The organism is Luteolibacter flavescens (assembly GCF_025950085.1).
GTDB classification, from domain to species: Bacteria; Verrucomicrobiota; Verrucomicrobiia; order Verrucomicrobiales; family Akkermansiaceae; genus Haloferula; species Haloferula flavescens.
This window is the reverse complement of sequence record NZ_JAPDDS010000015.1, coordinates 123,359-133,948: the sequence shown is the minus strand read 5'-3', so window position 1 is coordinate 133,948 and position 10,590 is coordinate 123,359. Positions and strand designations below refer to the sequence as shown.

Here is a 10,590-nt window from a genome sequence, read left to right as displayed (position 1 = left end):
TGGTTTCCTCCTCCTTGAAGGTGTAACCCATGTCCCCGAACACCTGCTACCTATGTCCCCGGTCTATACAGAGCCACCGGCCCGCAGAAGCACCGTGGGGCTCGGTCCTCATCATGTGATCTCCCCGGAGAAACAGCTACGCGAAGGCGATGCGGTCCCTGCACTTGGATACGCGCGCCAGATTACTTCTGCGGGCCGGTGGCTCCGCGCTCCCAGGGGGAAAACCACGACTTTATGAACATACCCGATCTCATCCTGAAGAACGGTCGCGTCACCACGCTGGACCCCGCGAAGCCGGAGGCGAAGCATGTCGCGATCAAGGACGGCCGCATCCTCGCCACGAGCGACGAGGAAATCCAACCTGGGCCGCAGACGAAGGTCATCGACCTGCAAGGCCACCGCGTGATCCCGGGCCTGAATGACTCGCACCTCCACCTCATCCGCGGCGGCCTGAATTACAACCTGGAGCTGCGCTGGGATGGCATCCCGTCGCTCGCCGAGGCGATGCGCATGCTGAAGATCCAGGCTGCCGCGACGCCGACCGGCCAGTGGGTGCGCGTGGTGGGATCGTGGAGCGAGTTCCAATTCGTGGAGCAGCGCATGCCCACGCTTGACGAGCTGAATGCCGCCGCGCCGGACACGCCCGTCTTCATCCTCCATCTCTACTGCCGCGCCCTGCTCAATCAGGCCGCGCTGCGCGCCTGCGGGTACACGAAGGACACGCCGAATCCTCCGGGCGGGGAAATCCAGCGCGACAAGCATGGCAATCCCACCGGCCTGCTCATCGCCCGGCCAAATGCGATGATCCTCTACGCCACGCTGGCGAAGGGCCCGAAGCTACCACCCGAGCACCAGCTTAACTCCACCCGCCACTTCATGCGCGAGCTGAATCGCCTCGGCGTGACCAGTTGCATCGATGCCGGCGGCGGATTCCAGAACTACCCCGAGGACTACGAGATCATCCGCCACCTGCATGATCGCGAGCAGCTCACCGTTCGCATCGCCTACAATCTCTTCACGCAAAAGCCGAAGGAGGAGAAGGACGACTTCGCCCGCTGGATGAAGATGACGAAGCCCGGTGATGGCGATGCCTTCTTCCGCATGAATGGCGCGGGTGAAATGCTCGTCTTCTCCGCCGCGGACTTCGAGGACTTCCTGGAGCCGCGGCCCGATCTCGCGCCATCGCTGGAAGAGGAGCTGGAAGTCGTCGTGACGTCGCTCGCTTCGAACCGCTGGCCCTTCCGGCTGCACGCGACCTACGACGAGAGCATCTCGCGTTTCCTCGATGTCTTCGAGCGGGTGAATCGCGAGGTGCCGCTGCACGATCTCCGCTGGTTCCTCGACCACTGCGAGACGATCAGCGACCGGAATCTGGAGCGGGTGAAGGCGCTGGGCGGCGGCATCGCCATCCAGCACCGCATGGCATTCCAGGGGGAATACTTCGTGGACCGCTATGGTGCGAAGGCCGCGGAGCGCACGCCACCTGTTAGACGGATGCTCGAGATGGGCATCCCGGTCGGGGCGGGCACGGACGCGACGCGCGTGGCGAACTACAATCCCTTCAACTCGCTCTACTGGCTCGTCAGCGGCCGCACGGTCGGCGGGCTGGAGCTCTACCCGGAGGAGAACCGCATGGCGCGTGAGGAAGCGCTGCGGCTCTACACCGCCGGCAGCGCGTGGTTCTCGGGCGAGGACGATGTGAAGGGCCGCATCATCCCCGGCCAGCATGCGGACCTCGTGGTGACGAGCGACGACTACATGTCCGTCGCTGAGGAAGAGATCCGCGACCTGCAATCGGTGCTCACGCTCGTCGGCGGCAAGCCGGTGTATGCCGCGGGTCCCTTCCGCGAGCACGATGCACCGGCCATCCCGGTGCTGCCGGAGTGGTCGCCGGTGGCGACACTCGGCGGCTACGGCGCGCCGCATTGGGACGGCCGCACCCTGTCGCCGAAGTCAGGTCCACGCTCCGCACCCGCGCCCGGCCCGCTGTGGGGCAGCGGTTGCGATTGCTTTGCCTTCTGATGCGGCGCAGGAGCGATGCGTGACGGGCTCTTTTCGATGCATTCGAAAAAGTCCGTCACGGGCGGGGAGGGAGACCCATGAAGGGATGAGCCTTTGTCATTTCCCTCCCTTATGACCGCCACTGCCACCTTATCTCCCGCGAAGCGAACCATCGTGCTGATCCACGGCCTGTGGGTCACGCCGCATTGCTGGGACAAGTTCCGCCACTACTATGAATCCCGTGGCTACGAGGTGCTCGCACCGGCCTGGCCGGGCGTGGGCGATGATGCCGCCGCCATGCGCCGCGATCCCTCCGCGCTGAATGGCGTGGGCGCGGAGGAGGTGATCGGCCATTACGCGGAGATCATCCGCTCCTTGCCGGAGCCGCCCATCATCATGGGGCACTCCTATGGCGGGGTTATCACGCAGGTGCTCATCGACCGGGGCTATGGTGCGGCCGGGGTGGCGATCGATTCCGTGCCGCCGAAGGGCGTGTACCTCCTCCCGCTCTCCACCTACCTCGCCCTGACCCCGGCCTTCCTGAAGCCGGCGACCTTCAAAGGGACCTTCCTCTTTACGCTGGAGCAGTTCTGGAAGGTCTTTGCGAACACGCTGTCGGAGTCGGAGGTGCGCGAGGCTTATGAAAGCGTCGCGATCCCTGCTTCCGGCCGGGCGATCTTCCAGGCGGCGCTCGCCAACTTCATGGGGAAGGCACCGACCTCCATCGACTTCACCAATTCCAGGCGCGCGCCGCTGCTGCTGATCGGCGGCGAAAAGGACGTCATCATGCCGTCCGCGCTGAACCGGAAGAACTTCCTCAAGTATCGCTCCGGTGCGGTCACGGAGTTCAAGGAATTCCCCGGCCGCAGCCACTACATCATCGCCGAGACCGGCTGGGAGGAGGTCGCCGCGCACGCGCTCTCGTGGGCGGAGGCAAAATCGGGCGTCGCCTGACAATGCCGGAGGAAGTTTGTCACGAGTTGATGCGAGATTCCAAAATGATATGAGTCCGGGTCGGTGCGTGCCGTATCTCGGATGTCATTGAAGAAACATCATTCGAAACGACATGAAAACGAATCCCCTCCCGATGCTAGCCCTTCTGGGCCTCTCCCTCCTCCCGGTGCCGCTCCGCGCGTGCGAGGTGAAGCTGAACAACGACCCCGCGCTGGCGAAGTCGCCCAGCCTGAAGATCAAGAACGTCTCGGTCGAATACAAGGACGACCTGGACCTGATGGTCTTCAGCATGGATCTCGAAGGCCCCGCCGGGAAGACCGTGCCGAAGGCCGTGGGCAAGCTCGATGGAGCACCCGTTGTTGCCTATGTCTTCCCCACCAGCCTGAAGGCCGCCGACGTGGGCATGGGTGATGCCGAGGGCATCGTGGCGCTGGCCATCACCTCGCATCCCGACTTTGACGACACGCCGCTGTGGGACGAGGACGCGAATGGCAAGTATGACGATGACAAGGTGATCTACCACACCCACTGGGCGCTGCTCGCGAAGGACGACCGCGTGCCCGGCGGGCTGTCGGTGAAGGAATTCAAGAAGGAGGACAAGAGCGTGGTGTTGCCGCCGACGAATTGCGGCATGCCCATGTATCTCGACGCCGCGGGCCACTCCGTCGTGGAGCGGGGGAATACGATCCGCGCCATCGTCCCGGCGTATTTCATCCGGAACAAGACGAAGTTCAACTTCGACGGCGTGACCTGCTACATGCAGGTGAATACCTCGTGCATGGCGAAGCCGATGCTGGGCGTGTATGAGGTGTACTCCGTCGCCTCGAAGGATCTGAGCCTGCCTTACAAGACACGGTGATGACGAATCCGCTCCTGCTCGCCAAGCCCGTGCCCGCTCCGGAGTGGAGCGTGGCGGAGTGGCTGAATGCGGACGGGCCGGTCGGGTTGGCGGATCTCCGCGGGCGCGTGGTCGTGTTGCATGCATTCCAGATGCTGTGCCCCGGCTGCGTGCTCCACGGAGTGCCGCAGACGACGAAGCTTTTCCAGTTCTTCGATCCGCGCGATGTCGCGGTCATCGGGATCCACACCGTCTTCGAGCATCACGCGGTGATGAATGCGGAGGCGCTGCGGGTCTTCCTGCATGAGTTCCGCGTGAAGGTCCCCGTGGGCATCGATGTCGCCGGCGACGACCGCATCCCGCAGACGATGCGCCGCTATGAAATGCGCGGCACGCCCAGCCTGCTCCTCATCGACCGCGCCGGGATGCTCCGCGCGCACAAGATGGGCCAGGTCGAGGATCTCGCCGTGGGCGCGGCGATCCAGCAACTGATCGACGAGCCCGCTCCCTGAAAAAAATCCCCAACCCCATAAGACACCATGAGCACCATAACCACCAAGGACGGAACCACGATCTACTACAAGGACTGGGGTCCGAAGGACGGCCCGGTCGTCACCTTCAGCCACGGCTGGCCGCTGACGGCCGATGCGTGGGAGGCCCAGATGTTCCACCTCGCGTCGCACGGCTTCCGCTGCATCGCCCATGACCGCCGCGGCCACGGGCGCTCCAGCCAGCCCTGGGAAGGCAATCACATGGACCAGTATGCCGACGATCTCGCGGAGCTCTTCGACCACCTCGATGTGAAGGACGCCGTGATGATCGGCCACTCCACCGGCGGCGGCGAGGTCGCGCGCTACATCGGCCGCCATGGCACGAGGCGCGTGAAGAAGGCCGTGCTGATGGGTGCCGTGCCGCCCATCATGCTGAAGACGGATGCGAATCCCGGCGGCCTGCCGATGGAGGTCTTCGACGGCTTCCGCGCGGCGTATCTGGCGGATCGCGCGCAGTTCTTCCTCGACGTCGCGAGCGGTCCTTTCTTCGGCTTCAATCGCCCGGGGGCGAAGGTCTCGCAGGGACTCATCCAGTCGTGGTGGCTGCAGGGCATGATGTCCGGGCACAAGAACGCCTACGACTGCATCAAGGCATTCTCCGAGACCGACTTCACGGAGGACCTGAAGAAGATCGACGTGCCGACGCTCATCATCCACGGCGATGACGACCAGATCGTGCCCATCGGTGCCTCGGCCATGCTTTCCTCGAAGCTGGTCCCGGTAGCCGAGCTGAAGATCTATCCCGGTGGCGGCCACAGCCTGGGCGACACCGCGAAGGATCAGCTCAATGCCGACCTGCTGGAGTTCGCACGCTCATAACGAACGATGAAAACTCACGCGGGAAAGGTCATCATCGTCACCGGCGGCACCGCCGGGATCGGGCGCGCGACGGCCATCGCCTTCGCGGCGCAGGGGGCGAGCGTCGTCGTCGCGGGCCGTCGTGAAAGCGAGGGCGCGGAGTCCGTCGGGCTCATCGCACAGGCGGGCGGGCAGGGCCTCTTCGTGCGGACGGACATCGCGGAGGAAGCCGACATTGCGAACCTCGTCGCCACGACGCTCGACAAGTTCGGGCGGCTCGACTTCGCCTTCAACAATGCCGGCATTCACCTTGAGCACGGGCCCATCACCGGGGTGACGGCGGACATCATCCAGCGGACGCTGGCGATCAATGTCGGCGGCGTGGCGCTGTGCCTGAAGCACCAGATCCCCGCCATCGAGAAGTCCGGCGGCGGCGTCATCGTGAACAACGCCTCGGTGCTCGGGATACGACCCGTGCCGAATTCCGCGATCTACAATGCCAGCAAGTCTGCCGTCATCGGCCTCACGAAAAGCGCGGCGCTGGAGAACGCGAAGTCCGGCGTGCGCGTCAATGCGGTGTGCCCCGCGGTGATCGAGACGGACATGACGGCGGGCTTCCGCAGCGACCCGCAGGCGCTGGCCTACATGACCGGCCTGCATCCCGTGGGCCGCTTCGGAAAGCCGGAGGAGATCGCGGAGGCGGTGCTCTATCTCTGCTCGCCGCTGTCCGGCTTCACCACGGGCATCACGCTCGGCGTGGACGGTGGATTCGGGATCTGATGGATGCCTCCACGGAGGGCTGGGCATGTCGCGGTATCATGCTCAGCCCTCGCAGGTGGCATTTCCCGGATGGCCATCCGCGTCATAGTCTCATGCCGTGAACGCCACCCGAATCCACGCCGATGCCGACGGGGTCACCCGCTTCGAGGACATCGCCATCCCGCTGGAGGATGCCGGGCAGATCGGCCGCTTGTCCGCCGACCTGCCTGCCGGTGCCATCGTCTTCCGCGAGACGGATGCCAGCTACGACTACGACTGGCATCCGGCCCCGCGGAGGCAGTGGATCATCTTGTTAGACGGCCGCATCTCCATCGAGACCGGCGACGGCGAGGTCCGCGAGTTCGGCGGCGGCGACGTCCTCCTGCTGGAGGACACAGAGGGCCGCGGCCATCGCACCCGGCAGCTCAGCACGGGCGTGCGGCGCTCCATCTTCATCCCCATCTTTTGAAAGGAACCACGATCATGAAACCGGAAATCACAGGCATCCACCACGTCACCGCCATCGCCAGCGACCCGCAGAGGAACATCGATTTCTATGCCGGCCTGCTCGGATTGCGCATGGTGAAGAAGACCGTCAACTTCGACGATCCCTCCGCCTATCACCTCTACTATGGTGATGAAAACGGCTCGCCCGGCAGCATCGTGACCTTCTTCTACTGGCCCGGCCATGATGCGCGCGGTCGCGTCGGCAGCGGCCAGACCACGGCGCTGGTTTTCTCCGCGCCGGAGGGCTCGCTCGGCTACTGGCAGGAGCGGCTGGAGAAGCACGGCATCGCGGTCGAGCGGAAGACCCGCTTCGGCGAGGACGTGCTTGCTTTCGCCGATCCGGACCAGATCCCCGTCGAGATCGTGGCCGTGGCCGATGACAGCCGCAGCGGCTGGACCGGTGCGGGCATCACGGCGGAGCACGCCTTGCGCGGGCTGCACACGGCAGAGCTGACGGTCGCCTTTGCCACGCCGACCGAGGCGCTGCTTTCCATGGAGATGGGCTTCCGCCTCGTGAAGCGCGAGGGAGATCGCGCCCGCTTCGAGGCCGGGCTCGGTGGCTCGGGGCGCTATGCGGATGTCATCCAGAGTGCGGGCCCGCGCGGGCTCGGCGGCTCCGGGACCATCCACCACATCGCGTGGAGCGTGCCGGACGACGAGACGGAGCTGCGGAAGCAGGCCGAGCTGCAGAGGTCCGGCTACCAGGTCTCGCCGGTGATGGACCGCGACTATTTCCACTCGATCTACTATCGTGAAAAGGGTGGCATTCTCTTCGAGATCGCGACGGAAAATCCCGGCTTCGCGGTCGATGAGGACCCGGATGCGCTGGGCACCGGCCTCAAGCTGCCAAGGCAGCACGAGCACCTGCGTGCCCGCATCGAGAAAATCCTGCCACCCCTGAACCCCGCCACCACCTTGTCATGAGCATCCACGATGTTTCCCGTACTTTGCGCCGCGGCAAGTCGCTCGCGGATGCCTCCGGCGTGCTGATCCTGCTGCATGGCCGCGGGGCGGATGCCGAGGACATCGCCGGTCTCGCGGGCTACCTGCCTGCGGACGACCTCGCGGTGCTGGCACCCCAGGCTACGCAGTTCACCTGGTATCCGCAGCGCTTCTTCGTCCCGCTGGAGGAGAATGAGCCGTGGCTTTCCAGCGCGCTCGCACTGGTGGACCAGCTCGTCAGTGAAGCCCGTGCCGCGGGCATCCCGGAGGAGCGCATCGCCATCGCGGGCTTCTCGCAGGGCGGCTGCCTCGCGCTGGAGTATGCACACCGGAATCCCCGCCGCTACGGCCTCATCGCGGGTCTCAGCAGCTCCTTGATCGGGCCGCCGGGTGTGGAGCGGCAGCCTGCGGATCTCCAGCAGACTCCGGTGCTGGTCGCCTGCGCGGACCACGATCCGCATATCCCGCTGCCGCTCGTGGAGGAGAGCGTGGAGATCCTATCCCGGTCGAATACGGCACTCACGAAGCAGATTTTCCGCGGCTACGACCACACGGTCTTCCCCGAGGAAATTGCATGGCTGAGTGAACGGATTTCCGGCTGGAAGAAGGACGCCTGATCGCTTCCCTTCGACGCGCATGTCCGTCACCCGCATTTTCCTCATCCGCCACGGCGCGACCGTGCTCACTGCCGAAGACCGCTTCGCCGGCTCGACCGATGTCGAGCTGTCCGAGGAGGGCAGGGCACAGGTCCGCCGCCTGGCCGAGCGGCTCAGCCTCATCCCCGTGGATGCCGTCTATGCCTCACCGCTGGGCCGCACGATGGAGACCGCCAGCATCCTCGCCGCGCCGCATGGCAGCAAGGTGATCGCGCGGGACGGGCTGAAGGAAATCTCCCACGGCCACTGGGAGCAGATGACGCGGGACGAGGTGGAGACCGCCTACCCGGAAGAAGTCACGGCGTGGGATCGCGATCCCTTCACCTACGCGCCGCCGGGAGGCGAGACGGGCCTGGAGGTCACCGCCCGCGCGCTGCCCGCGCTGCTCGACATCGTGAAGAATCACCAGGGCAAGCCGGTCATCGTCGTCTCGCACAAGGCGACCATCCGCCTGCTGCTCAGCTCGCTGCTCGGCTTCGATCCCCGGCGCTATCGCGACAATCTCGACCAGGATCCCGCGGCGCTGAACATCGTCGATTTCAAGGACCCGGTGCGGGCGCGGCTGATGCTCTTCAATGACAGCTCGCACTATTCCGAGTCCGGCCTGGCCATCCCGGGCATCGCCGGGGCCTGCCTCTCGAAATGGTGGTCTGCGGAAGCCGCATCGGATAAGGGAGGTCAGTGACTCTCCCCTCAAGGCCCTGGCAGGTGGTGGTGATCGGGACCCTCATGGTCCTGCTCATCGGCTCCGTGGACACGCACATCGAGCCGCAGCTCAGCAGTGCCTTCTTCTACCTGCTGCCGGTGCTGCTCGTCACGCGGCACGCGCGGACGCGGACGAGCATCCTCTTCTCCATCTTCGCCACGGCCGTCTCGCTGTATGCCGACCTGGTGACGTCCGGGCCTCTGATCCCGAAGTACCTGCCCTACTGGAATTCCACCCTGCGCCTCGGCGTCCTGCTGGTGGCCGTGTGGCTGGTCACCTCGCTGCGCAGGCTGAATGAAACGCTGGAAGCCCGCGTGCATGATCGCACCGCGCGGCTGGAGGACGAGGTGCGCACCCGCCTGAAGCTGGAGCGCCGCATTCTCGACGCCCGCGAGTCGGAGCAGGCACGCATCGGCCAGGACCTGCACGATGGGCTGTGCCAGCAACTCGTGGCCACCGCCTTCTCCGCCGGTCTGCTCCAGCGCACGCTGGAGGAAAAGTCCGCGCCGGAAGCTGCGGATGCCGAGCGCATCGCGAAGTCCATCGACGAGTCCATCGGCCAGGCGCGTGACATCGCGAAGGGCCTCCACCCGGTGCCGCTGGAGGAGGAGGGCCTGGAGACCGCGCTGCGCGACCTGGCCCGCAGCACCTCGCGCCACACCGGTGTCCGCTGCATCGCGGAGGTCTCGGGAAATCCGTCCGGCCTCGACAAGGCGGCCGCGATCCATCTCTACCGCATCGCCCAGGAGGCGCTGAACAATGCGATCAAGCACGCGTCCGCCTCGATGATCGCGATCCGCTTCTTCACCCGTGACGGCGACTTCGAGCTGGTGGTGGAGGACGATGGCGCGGGCATCACCCGCGATACCCGCGGCGGCGGCATGGGCCTGCACATCATGGACTACCGCGCGCGGGCGATCGGCGCGGAAATCGACATCTCCGCGGGAAAAGATGGCGGCACCCGCGTGCGTTGTGTTTCATCTCCCTCAGCCCCGATCGTCCGATGACCTCCACAGCGAATGCCCATGCCACGATCGTCCTGGTGGACGATCATCCGATGGTCCGCGAGCGCCTCGCGGAAGTCATCAATCGCGAGCCCGACCTCTCCGTCTGCGGCGAGGCAGAGGACCGTGCCGGTGCGCTGGAGCTGGTGGGCCGGGTGAATCCGAAGCTGGCCATCGTGGATCTCACGCTGAAGCGCTCGAACGGCCTCGACCTCATCAAGGACCTGCGCGTGATGTACCCGGATCTGCTGATCCTGGTGCTGTCGATGCAGGATGAGAATCTCTACGCCGAGCGCGTGATCCGCGCCGGGGCACACGGCTACATCACGAAGCAGGAAGCCACCCGCAAGATCCTCGATGCGATCCGCCAGGTCATGGCGGGAAAGGTTTTCCTGAGCGAGGAGCTTTCCGCCGAGATCCTGTCCCGCATGCTGGGGAAGACGAAGGGCGCGGTGCGTTCGCTGGATGTCCTCTCGGACCGGGAGTTGCAGGTCTTCGGCCTCGTCGGCGAGGGCTTCGGCACGCGCCAGATCGCGGAGCAACTGGGCCTCGACGTGAAGACGGTCGAGACCTACCGCACCCGCATCAAGGAGAAGCTGGAGCTGAAGGACGCCTCCGAGCTCCTGCGCCAGGCCATTGCATGGCGGCGCGATCATCCGAACGAGTGAGGGTGGCGTAGGGGTGGTGCCTTACAGGATTGTCCGGGTGTTCGGCGGAGGAAATCGGGCCGCGGTCGGATGGACGCGGGCCGTGTGAAGGTGCATGATTTCATCAGCACTGGCATCACCCGTCTCATCACCTCTGGCCCGGGGGGGACATGTAATCTGACGGGGGTGCCGGTGCGGCCTATGTACGGATGGTGGGATGGCGGCTT

12 protein-coding genes are annotated in these 10,590 nt (G+C 65.4%); all 12 read left to right on the top strand.

Features of this window, described 5'->3' with window-relative positions; translation table 11 throughout:
- Positions 1-234: 234 nt before the first annotated feature.
- The 12 genes from OKA04_RS21125 to OKA04_RS21070 all read left to right on the top strand — a co-directional run bounded on the left by OKA04_RS21125 (position 235) and on the right by OKA04_RS21070 (position 10,384).
- Entirely contained in the window at positions 235-2,022 is a 1,788-nt protein-coding gene (locus OKA04_RS21125) for an amidohydrolase (protein ID WP_264503205.1), read from the top strand.
- Positions 2,023-2,133: 111 nt separating this feature from the next.
- Positions 2,134-2,955 carry an alpha/beta hydrolase gene (locus tag OKA04_RS21120; protein WP_264503204.1) on the top strand — a complete coding sequence of 274 codons (822 nt, stop codon included), beginning with the start codon at positions 2,134-2,136 and terminating at the stop codon, positions 2,953-2,955.
- A 112-nt stretch (positions 2,956-3,067) separates the two neighbouring features.
- Positions 3,068-3,814, top strand: a complete 747-nt coding sequence (locus tag OKA04_RS21115) for a hypothetical protein (protein WP_264503203.1) — start codon at positions 3,068-3,070, stop codon at positions 3,812-3,814.
- Positions 3,814-4,305, top strand: coding sequence for a peroxiredoxin family protein (locus OKA04_RS21110; protein WP_264503202.1), 492 nt, complete (start codon positions 3,814-3,816; stop codon positions 4,303-4,305). Before OKA04_RS21115 ends, OKA04_RS21110 begins: the two co-directional genes overlap by 1 nt.
- A 27-nt stretch (positions 4,306-4,332) precedes the next feature.
- Positions 4,333-5,163: an alpha/beta fold hydrolase gene (locus tag OKA04_RS21105; protein WP_264503201.1), complete on the top strand. Its 831-nt coding sequence runs from the start codon at positions 4,333-4,335 to the stop codon at positions 5,161-5,163.
- Between the two features lie 6 nt (positions 5,164-5,169).
- Positions 5,170-5,922: a glucose 1-dehydrogenase gene (locus OKA04_RS21100; protein ID WP_264503200.1), complete on the top strand. Its 753-nt coding sequence runs from the start codon at positions 5,170-5,172 to the stop codon at positions 5,920-5,922.
- Positions 5,923-6,019: 97 nt separating this feature from the next.
- On the top strand, positions 6,020-6,370 hold the full coding sequence (locus OKA04_RS21095) for a cupin domain-containing protein (protein ID WP_264503199.1): 351 nt from the start codon (positions 6,020-6,022) through the stop codon (positions 6,368-6,370).
- 14 nt (positions 6,371-6,384) lie between these two features.
- Positions 6,385-7,332, top strand: a complete 948-nt coding sequence (locus OKA04_RS21090; protein WP_264503198.1) for a ring-cleaving dioxygenase — start codon at positions 6,385-6,387, stop codon at positions 7,330-7,332.
- Positions 7,329-7,967, top strand: a complete 639-nt coding sequence (locus tag OKA04_RS21085) for an alpha/beta hydrolase (protein WP_264503197.1) — start codon at positions 7,329-7,331, stop codon at positions 7,965-7,967. Before OKA04_RS21090 ends, OKA04_RS21085 begins: the two co-directional genes overlap by 4 nt.
- Positions 7,968-7,986: 19 nt before the next feature.
- The gene (locus OKA04_RS21080; RefSeq protein ID WP_264503196.1) at positions 7,987-8,691 is read left to right on the top strand and encodes a histidine phosphatase family protein; all 705 of its coding nucleotides are present in this window, start codon (positions 7,987-7,989) and stop codon (positions 8,689-8,691) included.
- Between the two features lie 44 nt (positions 8,692-8,735).
- Positions 8,736-9,719: a sensor histidine kinase gene (locus OKA04_RS21075; protein ID WP_264503195.1), complete on the top strand. Its 984-nt coding sequence runs from the start codon at positions 8,736-8,738 to the stop codon at positions 9,717-9,719.
- Positions 9,716-10,384: a response regulator gene (locus OKA04_RS21070; RefSeq protein WP_264503194.1), complete on the top strand. Its 669-nt coding sequence runs from the start codon at positions 9,716-9,718 to the stop codon at positions 10,382-10,384. The genes OKA04_RS21075 and OKA04_RS21070 overlap by 4 nt, the downstream gene beginning before the upstream one ends.
- Positions 10,385-10,590 lie beyond the last annotated feature (206 nt).